Genomic DNA, 16099 nt, shown 5'->3' on the forward strand with positions numbered 1-16099 from the left:
CACGCCGGTCGGGCCCCTCCTGCGTTCCCGGTGTCAGACCGAGCGGAGGACCGCCACGATCTTCCCGAGCACCTCGGCCTCGTCGCCGAGGATCGGCTCGAAGTTGGAGTTGCGGGGCAGCAGCCAGGTGTGGCCGTCGCGCTGGCGCAGCACCTTGACGGTGGCCTCGCCGTCGAGCATGGCCGCTACGATCTCGCCGTTCTCGGCGGTGCGCTGCGAGCGGACCACGACCCAGTCGCCGTCGCAGATCGCGGCGTCGATCATCGACTCGCCGACGACCTTGAGCATGAAGAGCTCGCCCTTGCCGACGAGCTGCCGGGGAAGCGGGAACACCTCGTCGATCTGCTGGTCGGCCATGATCGGCACACCCGCCGCGATCCGGCCGACGAGGGGGACCATCGCCGCGTCGCCGACCGTCGCGGTCGACTCGAACGACCCGTCGTCCTCCGTCGAGCTGGGGACGTCGATGAGGATCTCGAGGGCGCGGGGCCGGTTCGGGTCACGGCGCAGGTAGCCGCTGAGCTCGAGCTGGTTGAGCTGGTGGGTGACGCTCGACAGCGAGGCGAGGCCGACCGCGTCGCCGATCTCGCGCATGCTCGGCGGGTAGCCGCGGCTCGACACCGAGCGCTGGATCGCGTCGAGGATCGCGAGCTGCTTGGCGCTCAGGCTCTTCCGGCGCCGGCCCGCGGCCGCCTTCGTCTTGGCGGCCGGGTTCCCGGCCCTCTGCGCGTCGCTCACGATGCTCCCTCTTCCCGGTGCGCACGCCGCGTGCGCGCCCGCCCGGTCGCGACCCGACAAGGAATGTCGGTGGTCGCTGCTGTACTACGACCAGGCTCTCGAAACTGTATCCGCCGGAACTCACGACTCGGAACATTCGTTCGAGTGTGTCGCGCGCGAGTCCGCCCGCGGATCAGCCGGACGGTCCCTTGACCGCTCCGTCGTTCGAAGATATGTTCGGTACAGGCGTTCGGGGCGGCCCTCCCGGCCGAGGGCCTCCCCGAATCCCCGTTGAAAGGAGCGATCCCATGACCGCACAGCTCACCTCCCGCCCGCTCCAGCGCTCGTCCGCGGCTCGGCCCGTCGAGGTCCTGCCGTCCGCTCCCGAGCCGATGAACGCGTTCGGCGAGGCGCGCATCGTCCGCACCCGTCTGCGCCTCACGCGCCGCGGCCGCGCCGTGGTGGCCGCTCTGGGGGCCCTGCCGATCGTGGCGGGCGCCTTCGCCTTCGGGCTCAACGGCGGTGGAGCGGTCGCGTCGAGCGATGCCGCTGCGGTCGAGTTCCAGTACGTCACCGTCCATGCGGGCGAGTCGCTCTGGTCGCTCGCCGAGGAGCTCGCCCCGCAGGCGGACCCGCGCGACGTGGTCGACGACATCCTCTCCCTCAACCAGCTCTCGAGCGCGGGCGTCGAGCCCGGGCAGCGCCTCGCGGTCCCGGCCGAGTACGACACCGCTCGCTGAGCCGGGCTGCCCGGACGTCCGCGCCGGGTGCTTCGCTACCATTCCCTGGTGACGACTCTCGACGACCTACCCCTCCGCGACGACCTCCGAGGCAGGCACCCGTACGGTGCACCCCAGGCGGTCGTGCCCGTCGCCCTCAACGTCAACGAGAACACCCACCCGGTCCCGGACGACGTGATCGCCGACATCGTCGGGCGGGTCACGGAGGCGCTGCGCACCGTCAACCGGTACCCCGACCGCGAGTTCCGAGAGCTGCGCGACTCCCTCGCCGGCTACCTCGGTCACGGGCTCACCGCGGACGGCGTGTGGGCTGCGAACGGATCGAACGAGGTGCTCCAGCACGTCCTTCAGGCGTTCGGCGGTCCCGGGCGCTCGCTGCTGGGGTTCGCGCCCACCTATTCGATGTACTCGATCCTCGCGTCGGGGAGCGGAACGGAGTGGATCCCCGCTCCGCGCGAGGCGGAGTTCGAGATCGGAGCCGAGTACGCCGCGGAGCAGGTGCGCCGGGCCCGGCCCGACATCGTCTTCCTCTGCGCTCCGAACAACCCGACCGGGACGCCGCTCGACCTCGCCGTGATCGAGGCTGTCTACGACGCGACCGACGGCATCGTCGTCGTCGACGAGGCGTACGCCGAGTTCGCCGGCAGGGGCGCGCCCACCGCGCTGAGCCTCCTCCCCGGGCGACCGCGCCTGCTCGTGTCCCGCACCATGAGCAAGGCCTTCGCCTTCGCCGGTGTCCGCCTGGGCTACCTCGCCGCCGACCCCGCGGTGATCGACGCGCTCCGCCTCGTCCGCCTCCCGTACCACCTGTCGGCCCTCACCCAGGCCGCCGCGACCGCCGCCCTCGCTCACGCCGACGAGATGCTCGCCATGGTCGGCGAGATCATCGTGCAGCGCGACCGGATGATCGACGGACTGCGCGCCCTCGGCTACCGCCCGTACAGGACCGGCAGCAACTTCGTCCTCTTCGGCGGCGTCGCGGATCCGGCCGCGATGTTCGAGGGCCTGCTCGCCCACGGCGTCCTCATCCGCGACGTCGGCATCCCGAACCACCTCCGTGTCAGCGCCGGCACCGAGGAGGAGACGACCGCGTTCCTCGAGGCGCTCGCCTCCCTGCCCGCACCGTCGGCCGACGCCACGGTGGCGCTCTCGCGCGAGTGAGCTCCGCCCGGGGGCGGCGACGCGGCGCGAATAGACTGGGAGGCATGACCTCCCCGAGCGCCGCACCCGGGCGCACCGCCTCCCTCAGCCGTGCCACCAGCGAGTCGAGCATCGAGCTCTCCCTCGACCTCGACGGCACGGGCGTCGCCGATCTCGAGACCGGCGTGCCCTTTTTCGACCACCTGCTGACGGCGTTCGCGAAGCACTCGCTCACGGACCTGCACGTCCGGGCCCGCGGCGACATCGAGATCGACATCCACCACACCGCGGAGGACATCGGCATCGTGCTCGGCACGGCCATCCGTCAGGCGCTCGGCGACAAGGCCGGGATCTCCCGCTTCGGCGACGCGCTCGTCCCCCTCGACGAGGCGCTCGTGCAGGCCGTCGTCGACATCTCGGGGCGCCCCTACCTCGTGCACACCGGCGAGCCGGAGGGCTTCGCGCTGCACCTGATCGGCGGCCACTTCACCGGGTCGATGGTGCGTCACGTCTTCGAGGCGATCGCGTTCAACGCCGGCCTCACCGTGCACGTCACGGTGCTCGGCGGCAGGGACCCGCACCACATCGCCGAAGCGGAGTTCAAGGCGTTCGCCCGCGCCTTCCGTCAGGCCAAGGCCCTCGACCCGCTCGTCTCCGGCGTGCCGTCGACGAAGGGCGCGCTGTGAGCTCGGCCCGCCCCTCCGTCGTGGTCTACGACTACGGCTCGGGGAACGTGCACTCCGCCGTCAAGGCGCTCGAGCTCGCCGGGGCCGACGTCGAGCTGACGGGGGACCGGCAGCGGGCGCTGGAGGCGGACGGCCTCCTCGTGCCCGGCGTCGGTGCCTTCGACGCCGTGATGTCGGCGCTGACCCGCGCCCGCGGCGGCGAGATCATCGAGAAGCGCCTCGCCGGCGGGCGCCCCGTCCTGGGCATCTGCGTCGGGATGCAGGTGCTCTTCGAGCGCGGCGTCGAGCGCGGGGTCGAGAGCGAGGGCCTGGGCGAGTGGCCGGGGACGGTGGACCTACTCCCGGCCGAGGTCGTCCCGCACATGGGCTGGAACACCGTCTCCGCTCCCGAGGGCTCGGTGCTCTTCGACGGCATCGCCGAGGAGCGCTTCTACTTCGTGCACTCCTACGGCGCCCGCGAGTGGTCGCTCGACGTGATGCCCCCGTTCCCGCGTCCCGCGGTCACCTGGGCCGATCACGGAGGCCCCTTCATCGCCGCGGTCGAGAACGGGCCGCTCTCGGCCACGCAGTTCCACCCCGAGAAGTCGGGGGCCGCCGGGCTCCGGCTGCTGGCCAATTGGCTGGGCACCCTCCGCACGAACTAGGATCGGCCGGTGGTCGGCGCCTCCAGGGGCCGGCACCGGCTCCGAGACTGAGGATGACGATGAGCGAGTTCACCAAGGCCCCGGGCCTGGTCCTCCTGCCCGCGATCGACGTGGCGGGCGGCAGGGCCGTGCGGCTCACGCAGGGCGAGGCCGGGACCGAGACCAACTACGGCGACCCGATCGACGCCGCGGGCGACTGGGCCGACCAGGGCGCGGAGTGGATCCACCTCGTCGACCTCGACGCCGCCTTCGGCCGCGGCGACAACCACGGCATCATGAAGAAGGTCATCCGGCAGGTGAAGGGCGTCAACGTCGAGCTCTCCGGCGGGATCCGCGACGACCGCAGCCTCGAGTCCGCGCTGAGCGCCGGCGCGAAGCGCATCAACCTCGGCACCGCGGCGCTCGAGAACCCCGAGTGGGCCGCGAGCGTCATCGCGCAGTACGGCGACCAGATCGCCGTCGGTCTCGACGTCCGGGGCACCACGCTCGCCGCGCGCGGCTGGACCAAGGAGGGCGGCGACCTCTGGCAGGTCCTCGACCGCCTGGAGGAGGCCGGCTGCACCCGCTACGTCGTCACCGACGTCACGAAGGACGGCACGCTCAAGGGCCCGAACCTCGAGCTCCTCGAGCAGGTCATGGCCCGCACCCACCGCCCCGTGATCGCCTCGGGCGGCATCTCGAACCTCGACGACATCGCCGCTCTGCGCGACCTCGTGCCCCAGGGGCTCGAGGGCGCGATCGTCGGCAAGGCGCTGTACGCGGGCGCGTTCACGCTCGCGGAGGCCCTGGATGTCGCATCCGAGTGAGCCCCGCCCGCTCCCGGCGCATCTGACCGACTCCGCCGGCACCCCCTGGGCGGGCCGGCACTTCGAGCCGAGCGCAGCACCGGAGGACGACGGGAGCGCCCCGGAGGCGCTGGTCGCCGCGCTCGAGTCCTTCACCCGCGGCACTCGCGGCCCGGAGGCCGTGGTCGACGCGCTCCGCACGTCCCGCCTGCTCATCCCGCTGGTCGCCCGCCTCGGCGAGGAGGCCGAGGGGGTCGGGGGACTCCGGGCGGACAAGACGCAGGAGCTCGCGATCGTCACGGTCGCCGGACCCGACGGACGCACGGTGCTCCCCGTCTTCAGCGGCGTCGAGAGCATGCGCCGGTGGGACCCGGCCGCCCGTCCCGTCCCTGTCGACGGGCGCCGCGCGGCCCTGGCGGCCGTCGCGGAGGGCACCGAGGTGATGGTCCTCGACCCCGCGTCCGAGCGGGAGTTCGCGGTCCGGCGCCCGGCCCTCTGGGCGATCGCGGAGGGCGGCGACTGGCGGCCGGCCCCCGCCGATGCGGAGGTGCTCCTGGCTCTGCGCGCGGCTGCGGAGGGGGAGCGGGCGGTCGCCTCGCTCGAGGTGCGCGCGGGAGACCCGGAGCAGCGCCTCGCGGGGCCCGAGCTCGTGGTGGTCCTGAGCCTGCGCCCGGGGCTCGATCAGGACGCGCTCGGCGCCCTCGTCGCGCGATTGGGGGAGCGGTGGGCGGCCGACGAGACCGTCGCGCAGCGCGTCGACTCGATGACGCTGCAGCTCGCCGCCGCCCGCTGACTCCCGATCAGGTGACCGGGCCGGTCCACTTCTCGCCCGGGCCCTTGCCGATCGGGTCGGCGATCGGGGACGCCTCACGGAACGCGAGCTGGAGGGTGCGGAGGCCGTCGCGCAGGCTCCGGGCGTGCATGTCGCTGATGTCGGGCGCCCCGGCCGTGACCAGGCCCGCGAGCGCGTTGATGAGCTTGCGCGCCTCGTCGAGGTCGACCTGCGCTCCGGGCTCGTCGGCGAGCCCGCACTTGACGGCGGCCGCGCTCATCAGGTGCACGGCGGCGGTGGTGATGATCTCCACCGCCGGGACCTCCGCGATGTCGCGCGCGGCCTCCACGTCGGAGGCTCCACCGTCCTCGCCGAATCGTCGCGTGTAGTCGTCGTCGTACTGGGCCATGGGTCCTTCGTTCGTCGTCCGTGGTGGAGGGGCGCGGCCGCCGGAGCAGAGGATCGAGGGGCGGCCGGATCCGGTCTGTCGGGCGGGCCGCCGGTCTGCTATGGTTGTCCGGGCTCCGAGGCATGTCCTCGGTTCGAAAGTGGAGATTCTCCCACCCGCGCTTGACCGCTTCACAAGGTTACCGGGTCAGAAGCACTCCGCCCCCGAGGGTTGTCAGACCACCGGAGGCAGGGCTGCGGCTCTCGAGGTCCGCCTCGGGAACCGCGTCACAGGGTGCGAGCGCCGTGCTGCAGGCACGACGTGGACGGGACGATCACCTCTCTCGGGTGCGCTGGAGAAGACTCCGGCAGCGCAGCTGCACTCACCGAGATCAGAGGAGAAACGCAATCAGCGATCCCCGTACCAACGACCGTATCCGCGTCCCCGAGGTCCGCCTCGTGGGTCCCGCAGGAGAACAGGTCGGCGTCGTCAAGATCGAGGTCGCCCTGCGACTCGCGCAGGACGCAGACCTGGACCTGGTCGAGGTCGCCCCCAACTCCAAGCCGCCCGTGGCCAAGATCATGGACTACGGGAAGTTCAAGTACGAGCAGGCTCAGAAGCTCAAGGAAGCCCGTCGCAACCAGGCGAACACGATCCTCAAGGAGGTCCGTTTCCGCCTGAAGATCGACAAGCACGACTACGAGACCAAGCGCAAGCGCGCCGAGGGCTTCCTGAAGGCCGGCGACAAGGTCAAGGCGATGATCCTCTTCCGCGGTCGCGAGCAGTCGCGCCCCGAGATGGGCGTCCGCCTGCTCCAGCGCTTCGCGGAGGACGTCGCCGAGTTCGGCCAGGTCGAGTCCACCCCGACCATCGACGGTCGCAACATGGTGATGGTCATCGGCCCGCTGAAGAACAAGTCCGAGGCGAAGGCCGAGGCCAATGCGGTCCGCGCCGCTCGTCGCGAGGCCAACACCCCCGAGGACACGGCCGAGGCCGAGTCCGTCTAGTACTTCGCCGCCCCGGCCTCGGGGCCGGTGGACGCCCCGCTCGCGGGGCACCGGTTTCGCCCCGCCGAGCGCGGAGTGACGTTCACAAGGAGAGAACATGCCCAAGATGAAGACCCACTCGGGTGCCAAGAAGCGCTTCAAGGTGACCGGCTCCGGCAAGGTCATGAAGCAGCAGGCCGGCATGCGTCACAACCTGGAGTCCAAGTCCAGCGTTCGCACGCGCCGCCTCAACCAGGACCAGGTCCTCGCCCCGCAGGACGCCAAGGTCGCCAAGAAGCTTCTCGGTCTGTAGCCCACCGCCGGCGCAGCCCGCTGCGCCGCGTGGTCGCTACTCAGCCGACATGGATCGATAGGAAGAAACAGCAATGGCAAGAGTGAAGAGGGCCGTCAACGCCCACAAGAAGCGTCGCGTCATCCTCGAGCGCGCCTCGGGCTACCGCGGCCAGCGGTCGCGCCTCTACCGCAAGGCGAAGGAGCAGGTCACCCACTCCCTCGTCTACTCGTACCGCGACCGCCGCGCCAAGAAGGGCGAGTTCCGTCGTCTCTGGATCCAGCGCATCAACGCCGCGTCCCGCGCGAACGGCCTGACCTACAACCGCTTCATCCAGGGCCTCGCCCTGGCCGGCGTCCAGGTCGACCGCCGCATCCTCGCGGACCTCGCGATCACCGAGCCGGCCACGTTCGCCTCGCTCGTCGCGACCGCGAAGAGCGCGCTGCCCGCCGACACCTCGGCGCCCAAGGCCGCAGCGTAGTCAGCACGGATTCCCGGAGGGGGTCGCGACCGAGAGGTCGCGGCCCCCTCCGTCGTCCGCAGGCCCTCCCGCGCCGTGTCTGCGGGGGCGGCGATCACCGCGCCGATAGGCTCGCCGCATGCTCGACAACCCCCGCTCTCCCCGTGTCCGCTCCGTGGCGAAGCTCACCCGCCGCCCGGCCCGGCTCGAGACGGGGCTCTTCCTCCTCGAGGGCCCGCAGGCACTCTCCGAGGCGCTGCAGTACCGCCCGGAGCTGATCGTCGAGTCGTTCGCGACTCCGACCGCTCTGGAGCGCCACCCCGAGATCGTCGCCGCCGCCGCCGAGGCGGAGGTGGACATCGAGTACGTGACCGAGGACGTCCTCGACGCGATGGCCGACACCGTCACTCCGCAGGGCTTCGTCGCGGTCTGCCGTCAGTTCCCCACGTCGCTCAAGGACGTCGTCGCCTCCGAGCCGCGCCTCGTGGCGGTGCTCGAGGAGGTCCGCGATCCGGGCAACCTCGGCACGATCATCCGTGCCGCCGACGCCGCCGGCGCCGACGCTGTCGTGCTGTCCGGCCGCTCGGTCGACCTCTACAACCCCAAGGTCGTGCGCTCCACGACCGGCTCGCTCTTCCACCTCCCGGTCGCGGTCGGCGCCGACCTCGCCGACGTGCTGGGCCGGCTCCGCGGCGTGGGACTGCGCTCCGTCGCGGCCGACGTGAAGGGGGAGGACCTGCTCGACGTCCGCGCCCGCGGGGACCTCGCCCAGCCGACCGTCTGGGTCTTCGGCAACGAGGCGCGCGGCCTCGAGGACGAGTCGCTCGCCCTCGTCGACGGCGTGGTCGCGGTGCCCATCTACGGGGCGGCGGAGTCGCTCAACCTCGCGACCGCGGCCTCCGTCTGCCTGTACGAGAGCGCCTTCGCGCTGCGTTCCTGAGAGGAACCGGGCCGAGGGTGCCGCGAACCTGGAGAACAGGGTGCGTTGTTACCCTTCGGTTAAGAATTCCCTCATGATTTGACCGGCCCATCCCCGTGTGCTTCTCTGACGGCATGGTCACAGCCCCGCAAGACGAGCGCGCCGCCGCTCCCGCCGGTGAACCCCTCGTCGTCCTCTCCGGGGTGCAGAAGCACTACGGCGACTTCCAGGCTCTGAAGGACATCGATCTGACGGTGCACCGGGGCGAGGTCGTCGTGGTCCTCGGTCCCTCCGGATCCGGCAAGTCGACGCTCTGCCGCACGGTCAACCGGCTCGAGACGATCTCGGGCGGCACCATCACCATCGACGGGCAGAAGCTCCCGGAGGAGGGCAAGGGCCTCGCCGCGCTCCGCGCCGACGTCGGGATGGTCTTCCAGTCGTTCAACCTCTTCGCGCACAAGACGATCCTCGAGAACGTCACCCTCGGCCCGATCAAGGTCCGCGGGCTCTCCCGCAAGGACGCGGAGGCGCAGGCTACGGCGCTGCTCGACCGGGTCGGCGTCGGCCACCAGGCCGCCAAGACCCCGGCCCAGCTCTCCGGCGGGCAGCAGCAGCGCGTCGCGATCGCGCGGGCGCTGGCGATGAAGCCCAAGGTAATGCTCTTCGACGAGCCGACCTCGGCGCTCGATCCCGAGATGATCAACGAGGTCCTGGACGTGATGGTCGGGCTCGCCAAGGACGGGATGACGATGATCGTCGTCACCCACGAGATGGGATTCGCCCGGAAGGCCGCCGACCGCGTCGTGTTCATGGCCGACGGCGAGATCCTCGAGGACACCGACCCGGAGTCGTTCTTCACCGCGCCCCGCACCGACCGGGCCAAGGACTTCCTCTCCAAGCTCATCACGCACTAGAAGCGCGATCAGCAGCCACCAGGCAGGTCGGACCCGTGACCCGGGAGCCGACCCGACATCGCCCGCTCCGGCGGGCCGAACCCCAGGAAGGACGATCATGCGCACCAGGCTCATGTTCATGACCGCGGGACTCGCAGCAGCGACCCTCGCCCTCGCAGGCTGCTCCGGCGACTCCGGAACCGCCGGCGGCGGCGCCGGTGGAGGCTCCGAGGGAGGGACCTCCGCGTACGAGGTCGCCTCCGACGTCACTCTCGAGGGCAGCCCGACCTTCGACTCGATGACCGCGGACGGCAAGGTCGTCATCGGCGTCAAGGAGGACCAGCCCGGGCTGGGCTACCTCGACGCGGCGACCGGCGAGCGCTCCGGCTTCGACATCGAGATCGCGAAGTGGACCGCGGCCTCGCTCGGCTTCGCGGCCGACGCCATCGAGTTCAAGGCGATCCCGTCGGCCAACCGCGAGGCGTCGATCGTGAACGGCGACATCGACTACTACGTCGGCACCTACTCGATCACCGACAAGCGCAAGGAGCAGGTCGGCTTCGCCGGACCCTACTTCGAGACCGGCCAGCAGCTGCTCGTCGCGGCCGACAACGACACGATCACCGGACCGGACGACCTCACCGCCGACACCACCGTGTGCTCGGCCACCGGCTCCACCCCGATCCAGAACATCCGCACCAACTACCCCGAGGTGAAGACCGAGGAGTTCGACACGTACTCGCAGTGCGTGGACGCCCTCTCCGACGGCACCGTCGACGCCGTCACCACCGACGGCGCGATCCTGATCGGCTACGCCGCTCAGAAGCCCGACGAGCTCAAGGTCGTCGGAGAGCCCTTCAGCACCGAGCTCTACGGCATCGGCCTGCCGAAGGACGACGACGCCCTGCGCCACTTCGTCAACGTCATGCTGACCGACGGCGGCGAGACCTGGAGCGCCATCTACGACGAGACGCTCGGCCAGTCCGGCACGACCGTCACCCAGCCGGCGGTGAACGACTACTAGGAGGCGCCCCGGGCGGCCCGACCGCCGCCCGGGGGTCCCCTCTCCTCGACCACCACCACCGCTCCGACAGAAGGGCCAGCCGCATGGATGTCCTGTTGAACAACCTCGACGTCTACGTCCCGGCCTTCGGCAACACCCTGATCCTCTTCAGCGTCTCGCTCGTGTTCGCCCTGCTGATCGGCACGGTGGTCGGCGCGATGCGCGTCTCGCCCGTCCCGATCGCCCGCGCGGTCGGCACGGTGTACGTGAACACCATCCGGAACACCCCGCTCACGCTGGTGATGTTCTTCTTCGCCTTCGGCTACCCCAAGCTCGACCTGCCGCAGGTGGACTACACGAACCTCGCGATCTGCGCCCTCAGCCTCTACACCGCGACCTACGTCGCGGAGGTGCTGCGGTCGGGCATCAACACCGTGCCGATCGGCCAGGCCGAGGCGGCCCGTGCGATCGGCCTCGACTTCGGCCTCACGATGACGCAGGTCGTCCTGCCCCAGGCCTTCCGCTCCGTGATCCCGCCGCTCATGAGCGTCCTGATCGCGCTGCTGAAGAACACCACCGTCGCCGCCGGCTTCTCGGTCGCGGAGGCGGGCACCATCGTCCGCGTGCTCAACGAGCGCGGCGAGAACAGCCTCATCGTCGTCCTCTGGGTGGCCCTGGTCTTCGTGGTCCTGGTCACCCTGCTCTCGCTCGTCCAACGTCAGCTCGAGAAGAAGTGGAGGGTCGCCCGATGAGCTCCGTCCTCTTCGACAACCCCGGCCCCCGGGCCGTCGTGCGCAACCGCGTCATCGGCGTCGTCGTCGTCCTGCTGATCGCGGCGTTCCTCGGCTTCGTGGTCTGGCGCTTCGCGGAGTCCGGCCAGTTCGACGCCTCCAAGTGGCGGGCGTTCGGCTACCCGCTGGTCTGGCAGAGCATCGGCGGCGCCCTCGGCCGCACGCTCGCGGCCTTCGCCACGGCGGGCGTCGCCAGCCTCGTCCTCGGCCTCCTCCTGGCGATCGGCCGGCTCTCGGACCGGCGCTGGATCAACGTCCCCGTCACGCTCTTCATCGAGCTGTTCCGGGCGATCCCCGTCCTGATCCTGATGATGCTGATGTACTACGGCCTGCCGTTCGCGGGCCTCAAGCTCAGCCCCTACCTCGCCGTCGTCATCGCCCTGACCCTCTACAACGGCTCCGTTTTCTCCGAGATCTTCCGCGCCGGCATCGAGGCCCTCCCGCGAGGACAGAAAGAGGCGGGCTACGCGATCGGCCTGCGCAAGTCCGGCGTGATGCGGCTCATCCTGTTCCCCCAGGCGATCCGCTCGATGCTGCCCGTGATCATCGCCCAGCTCGTCGTCGCCCTCAAGGACACGGCGCTCGGCTCGATCATCACCTACAACGAGCTGCTGTACTACGCGCGCTACCTGGGCAACCAGTCGAGCCTCGACAGCCCGATCATCCCGGCGGCGATCGTCATCGGAGCGATCTACATCGGCATCTGCCTCCTCCTCTCGGGGCTGGCGAAGTGGATCGAGATCCGCACGAAGAGCGGCGGACGCGGCGGCCGCACCATCGGCGGCCACCCCGCAGCCCGCGCGCAGACGGACACGCAGCTGATCGCTGTGCAGGACTGAACTGTGAGGATCGCCCGAGGGCGATCCTCACCGCGGTCGGCTTCCTGACGGGGTCGGGTTCCGCAGAGCGTCCTGCGTCCGGCTACGGAGAATCGCTGACACGCGATTCTCCTGTTCGCCTCGAGGGTCCGGCGATCGCTCAGCGCATCGAGCGGTGGTGCTCCGCTCCGGCGTCGTCGACGCGGAGGCGGTGGCGATCGGGGAGCCGCGATCGGTCCGGGCGTCTTCCCGTCCGGCGGTGCCCCGCCTCCTGCCGGTGGAGCGGCCTCCGACCCCGGCGTAGCGAGAACCCGCCCCTGCTGGTCGAGCAGCGCCGGTGGCGGGGCTTCGAGAGCCGTCGGCGCAGACGGGGGCCGGCCGCGGGCGAGCGCGACGAGCACCGCGCGCGGGCGGCGGGAGGGGGCGGAGGCCCTCGCCTACACTGGGGGATCGTGTCAGACAGCAACCCGATCACCGACGAGGCCGTCTCCGCGGCGGTCGCCGACGCCCTCGCCGCCATCGGCGCGGCGGGCGACTCCACCGCTCTGAAGTCCGCCCGAGCCGCCCACCTCGGCGAGGGGTCCGCCCTCGCCCGCCTCAACGCGCAGATGCGCTCCGTCCCGCCCGAGCACAAGGCGGCGTCCGGCAAGCTCGTCGGCGGTGCCCGCAAGCAGGTGGGCGACGCCTACGCCGCCCGCGAGGCCGAGCTCATCGAGGCAGAGGACGCGGCCGCGCTCGAGGCCGAGCGCGTGGACGTCACCGCCGGCGCCAGCTTCGTGCGCCGCGGCGCCCGCCACCCCCTCTCGCTCCTCCAGGAGTCGATCGCCGACGTGTTCGTCGGGATGGGCTGGGAGATCGCGGAGGGGCCGGAGCTCGAGAACGAGTGGTTCAACTTCGACGCCCTGAACTTCGACGAGGACCACCCGGCCCGCGCCATGCAGGACACCTTCTTCGTCGACCCCGTCGACTCGCACCTGGTGCTGCGAACGCACACCTCGCCGGTGCAGATCCGCTCGATGCTCGAGCGCCCGCTGCCGCTGTACGTGATCGCTCCGGGCCGGGTGTACCGCACCGACGAGCTCGACGCGACGCACACGCCCGTGTTCACGCAGTTCGAGGGCCTCGCCGTCGACCGCGGCCTGACCATGGCGCACCTGCGCGGCACCCTCGAGCACGTCGCGCGGATCCTCTTCGGCGACGACGCGCGCATCCGCCTGCGGCCGAACTACTTCCCCTTCACCGAGCCCAGCGCCGAGCTGGACGTCTGGCACCCGACCTTCGTCGGTGGTGCCCGCTGGATCGAGTGGGGCGGCTGCGGCATGGTCAATCCGAACGTGCTGCGCGCGGCCGGGATCGACCCGGAGGAGTACTCCGGGTTCGCCTTCGGCATGGGGATCGAGCGGACCCTGATGTTCCGCAACGACGTGAAGGACATGCGCGACATGGTCGAGGGCGACGTCCGCTTCAGCGAGCAGTACGGGATGGTGATCTGATGCGCATCCCGCTGAGCTGGCTGGGGGAGTACGTGGACCTCGAGCAGGACGTCACGACGGAGTCCGTGCACGCGGCCCTGGTGTCGGTCGGCCTGGAGGAGGAGGACGTCCACCGGTTCGAGGTGACCGGGCCCGTCGTCGTCGGCGAGGTGCTCGACCTCGCTCCGGAGCCGCAGAAGAACGGCAAGACCATCAACTGGTGCCACGTCCGCGTGGCCCCGGAGGGCGGGCGGGCCGCCGACGGCGGAGAGGACGTCCGCGGCATCGTCTGCGGAGCCCACAACTTCGCGGCCGGCGACAAGGTCGTCGTGTCCCTGCCGGGTGCGGTCCTGCCCGGGCCGTTCCCGATCTCCGCGCGGAAGACCTACGGGCACGTGTCCGACGGGATGATCGCCTCGAGCCGCGAGCTCGGCCTCGGGGACGACCACGAGGGCATCCTCCGCCTCGCCTCGCTCGGGCTCGACCCGGAGCCGGGCACGGACGCCGTCGCGCTCCTCGGTCTCGACGACGCCGCGGTCGAGGTCAACGTGACGCCCGACCGCGGCTACGCCTTCTCGATCCGCGGCATCGCCCGCGAGTACGCCCACGCCACCGGAGCCGCCTTCCGCGACCCCGCTCAGGCGCTCCCTCCGCACGAGCGCACGGAGACGGCCCCCGTCTTCCCCGTGTCCGTGGCCGACGAGGCGCCGATCCGCGGCCGTGTCGGCGCCTCCGTGTTCGTCACGCGCGTCGTCCGGGGCGTCGACGTCTCACGACCGACGCCGCCGTGGATGCTCGCGCGACTGCGACTGGCCGGCGTCCGCTCGATCTCGCTCGTCGTGGACATCACCAACTACGTGATGTTCGAGCTGGGCCAGCCGCTGCACGGCTACGACCTGGCGACCCTGCAGGGCGGCATCGTGGTGCGCCGCGCCGCACCGGGGGAGACCCTCGAGACGCTCGACGGCCAGACCCGGCGCCTGCACGCGGAGGACCTCGTCATCGCCGACGACGGCGGGGCGATCGGCCTCGCCGGAGTGATGGGGGGCGCGCGCACCGAGATCTCGGACGCCACGTCCGACGTCCTGCTCGAGGCGGCGAACTTCGACCCGGTCTCGATCGCCCGGACGGCTCGCCGGCACAAGCTGCCGAGCGAGGCGTCGCGGCGCTTCGAGCGCGGCGTCGACCCCGAGGTGGCCTCGGTCGCCGCGGCCCGCGCGGTGCAGCTTCTGGTGGAGCTCGCCGGCGGCACGGCGGACGAGCTCGGCTCGGTCCTGGCCGACCCGCGCACGGCGGAGCCGGTCGAGCTGCCGGACGGCTACGTCGCAGGCCTCATCGGGGTGGAGTACACCCCGGCGGAGATCCGCGGCGCGCTCGTCGAGATCGGCGCTTCCGTCGAGGCCGGCGGAGCGGGCCTGCTGGTGACTCCGCCGAGCTGGCGCCCGGACCTCGTCGACCGCGCCTCGCTCGCGGAGGAGGTCGCCCGCATCACCGGGTACGACCGCATCCCGGCGATCCTGCCCGTCGCGCCTCCCGGCCGCGGTCTGACCCCGGGCCAGAGGCTGCGCCGCACCCTCGCCCAGGCGCTCGCCGCCGCGGGTCTGACCGAGGTGCTCTCGTACCCGTTCCTCTCTCGCTCGATCAACGACCGGCTCGGCTCGGTCGACGGGGAGCCGCAGGAGCAGATCACGCTCGCGAACCCGCTCGACGCGACCGCGGGCCAGCTGCGGATCTCGCTGCTGCCGGGTCTCGTGCAGGTCGCGGCCCGCAACCGCTCGCGCGGCCTGACGGATCTCGCGGTCTACGAGCTCGGCTCCGTCTTCCTCCCGGCCGCCGGCGGCCCGTTCGGCTCCGGGGCGCTCCCTGCGGGCGGGGCGCGTCCGTCCGCGGAAGTCGAGGCCGAGCTGAACGCGGGCATCCCACCGCAGCCGCGGCACCTCGCGGCGCTGCTCACGGGTGCCGCCGTCGTGCGCCAGCCCGGTGTCGCCGGCCGTGACGTCGACTGGCGCGACGCCCTCGACGTGGTCCGCGAGGTCTCCGCGGCGACCGGCACCGAGCTGGTGCTGCGCCAGGGGGCCCACGCCGCGCTGCACCCGGGCCGCACCGCCGAGGTCGTTCTCGACGGCGCGGTCATCGGGCACGCGGGGGAGCTGCTCCCCGCGCTCGCCGAGGAGCTCGACCTGCCGCGCCGCGTCGCCGTGGTCGAGCTCGACCTGGAGCCGCTGCTCGCGCGGGCCGGGAGGGTCGTCGTGGCCCGCCCGGTGGGCGCGCTGCCCGCCGCGACCCAGGACCTCTCGCTCGTCGTGCCGGTCGGCACCGCGGCGGCTGACGTGCGCGCCGCCGTCGCCGAGGGGGCGGGCGAGCTGCTCGAGGCGATCCGCCTGGTCGACGACTACCGCGGCACCGGGCTCGCCGAGGGGACGAAGTCGCTGACGTTCGCGCTGCGCTTCCGTGCGCCGGACCGCACGCTCACCGCGGCCGAGGCGACGGCCGCGAAGGAGAGCGGCGTGGCCGTCGCGGCGGAGCGCTTCGGCGCCCGACTCCGCGAGTGAGGCCGGGGGTCCCGTCCGGCTCGGCCGGGCGGGGCCCCGCA

The 16099-nt window shown here is 71.8% G+C and carries 18 protein-coding genes; 16 read left to right on the top strand and 2 right to left on the bottom strand.

Annotated features, from left to right (window positions below):
* Positions 1–33: 33 nt before the first annotated feature.
* The gene (gene lexA, locus C5C55_RS06125) at positions 34–738 is read right to left on the bottom strand and encodes a transcriptional repressor LexA (RefSeq protein WP_104233276.1); all 705 of its coding nucleotides are present in this window, start codon (positions 736–738) and stop codon (positions 34–36) included.
* Positions 739–1025: 287 nt separating this feature from the next.
* On the opposite strand from lexA, the gene C5C55_RS06130 reads away from it, so the two are divergent.
* From C5C55_RS06130 to C5C55_RS06155, 6 genes are read left to right on the top strand one after another with little or no spacing between them, the layout of a single operon-like run.
* On the top strand, positions 1026–1457 hold the full coding sequence (locus C5C55_RS06130) for a LysM peptidoglycan-binding domain-containing protein (RefSeq protein ID WP_308470901.1): 432 nt from the start codon (positions 1026–1028) through the stop codon (positions 1455–1457).
* Between the two features lie 48 nt (positions 1458–1505).
* Positions 1506–2618 carry a histidinol-phosphate transaminase gene (locus C5C55_RS06135; protein ID WP_181067788.1) on the top strand — a complete coding sequence of 371 codons (1113 nt, stop codon included), beginning with the start codon at positions 1506–1508 and terminating at the stop codon, positions 2616–2618.
* A 44-nt stretch (positions 2619–2662) separates the two neighbouring features.
* A complete protein-coding gene (gene hisB / locus C5C55_RS06140; protein WP_104233277.1) occupies positions 2663–3283 on the top strand; it encodes an imidazoleglycerol-phosphate dehydratase HisB in 621 nt (206 codons plus the stop codon).
* Positions 3280–3927: an imidazole glycerol phosphate synthase subunit HisH gene (hisH, locus tag C5C55_RS06145; RefSeq protein WP_104224485.1), complete on the top strand. Its 648-nt coding sequence runs from the start codon at positions 3280–3282 to the stop codon at positions 3925–3927. Before hisB ends, hisH begins: the two co-directional genes overlap by 4 nt.
* Before the next feature lie 59 nt (positions 3928–3986).
* Positions 3987–4733 (top strand): bifunctional 1-(5-phosphoribosyl)-5-((5-phosphoribosylamino)methylideneamino)imidazole-4-carboxamide isomerase/phosphoribosylanthranilate isomerase PriA, encoded by a 747-nt coding sequence (gene priA, locus C5C55_RS06150; protein ID WP_104224506.1) that lies wholly within the window; start codon positions 3987–3989, stop codon positions 4731–4733.
* On the top strand, positions 4717–5505 hold the full coding sequence (locus C5C55_RS06155; protein ID WP_104233278.1) for an SseB family protein: 789 nt from the start codon (positions 4717–4719) through the stop codon (positions 5503–5505). The genes priA and C5C55_RS06155 overlap by 17 nt, the downstream gene beginning before the upstream one ends.
* Positions 5506–5512: 7 nt before the next feature.
* Here C5C55_RS06155 and C5C55_RS06160 read toward each other — a convergent pair whose 3' ends face one another.
* A complete protein-coding gene (locus C5C55_RS06160) occupies positions 5513–5893 on the bottom strand; it encodes a DUF1844 domain-containing protein (protein WP_104313470.1) in 381 nt (126 codons plus the stop codon).
* Between the two features lie 437 nt (positions 5894–6330).
* On the opposite strand from C5C55_RS06160, the gene infC reads away from it, so the two are divergent.
* The 10 genes from infC (at position 6331) to pheT (ending at position 16058) form a co-directional block, all read left to right on the top strand.
* The gene (gene infC, locus C5C55_RS06165; RefSeq protein ID WP_374952931.1) at positions 6331–6879 is read left to right on the top strand and encodes a translation initiation factor IF-3; all 549 of its coding nucleotides are present in this window, start codon (positions 6331–6333) and stop codon (positions 6877–6879) included.
* A 97-nt stretch (positions 6880–6976) separates the two neighbouring features.
* Positions 6977–7171: a 50S ribosomal protein L35 gene (gene rpmI, locus C5C55_RS06170; protein ID WP_055793295.1), complete on the top strand. Its 195-nt coding sequence runs from the start codon at positions 6977–6979 to the stop codon at positions 7169–7171.
* A gap of 73 nt (positions 7172–7244) precedes the next feature.
* Positions 7245–7631 carry a 50S ribosomal protein L20 gene (gene rplT, locus C5C55_RS06175; RefSeq protein ID WP_104224487.1) on the top strand — a complete coding sequence of 129 codons (387 nt, stop codon included), beginning with the start codon at positions 7245–7247 and terminating at the stop codon, positions 7629–7631.
* A gap of 118 nt (positions 7632–7749) precedes the next feature.
* Positions 7750–8550 (top strand): RNA methyltransferase, encoded by an 801-nt coding sequence (locus tag C5C55_RS06180; protein WP_104233279.1) that lies wholly within the window; start codon positions 7750–7752, stop codon positions 8548–8550.
* A gap of 113 nt (positions 8551–8663) precedes the next feature.
* Positions 8664–9443 carry an amino acid ABC transporter ATP-binding protein gene (locus C5C55_RS06185; protein ID WP_104224489.1) on the top strand — a complete coding sequence of 260 codons (780 nt, stop codon included), beginning with the start codon at positions 8664–8666 and terminating at the stop codon, positions 9441–9443.
* A gap of 97 nt (positions 9444–9540) precedes the next feature.
* The gene (locus C5C55_RS06190) at positions 9541–10446 is read left to right on the top strand and encodes a glutamate ABC transporter substrate-binding protein (protein ID WP_181067789.1); all 906 of its coding nucleotides are present in this window, start codon (positions 9541–9543) and stop codon (positions 10444–10446) included.
* A gap of 83 nt (positions 10447–10529) precedes the next feature.
* A complete protein-coding gene (locus C5C55_RS06195) occupies positions 10530–11177 on the top strand; it encodes an amino acid ABC transporter permease (RefSeq protein WP_104224491.1) in 648 nt (215 codons plus the stop codon).
* Positions 11174–12055, top strand: coding sequence for an amino acid ABC transporter permease (locus C5C55_RS06200; protein WP_104224492.1), 882 nt, complete (start codon positions 11174–11176; stop codon positions 12053–12055). Before C5C55_RS06195 ends, C5C55_RS06200 begins: the two co-directional genes overlap by 4 nt.
* Before the next feature lie 431 nt (positions 12056–12486).
* A complete protein-coding gene (pheS, locus tag C5C55_RS06205; protein ID WP_104233281.1) occupies positions 12487–13527 on the top strand; it encodes a phenylalanine--tRNA ligase subunit alpha in 1041 nt (346 codons plus the stop codon).
* Complete coding sequence (gene pheT, locus C5C55_RS06210; RefSeq protein WP_104233282.1) at positions 13527–16058, top strand: phenylalanine--tRNA ligase subunit beta; 2532 nt, start codon at positions 13527–13529, stop codon at positions 16056–16058. The genes pheS and pheT overlap by 1 nt, the downstream gene beginning before the upstream one ends.
* Positions 16059–16099 lie beyond the last annotated feature (41 nt).

This window comes from Rathayibacter sp. AY1C2, assembly GCF_002931195.1.
Lineage (GTDB): Bacteria > Actinomycetota > Actinomycetes > Actinomycetales > Microbacteriaceae > Rathayibacter.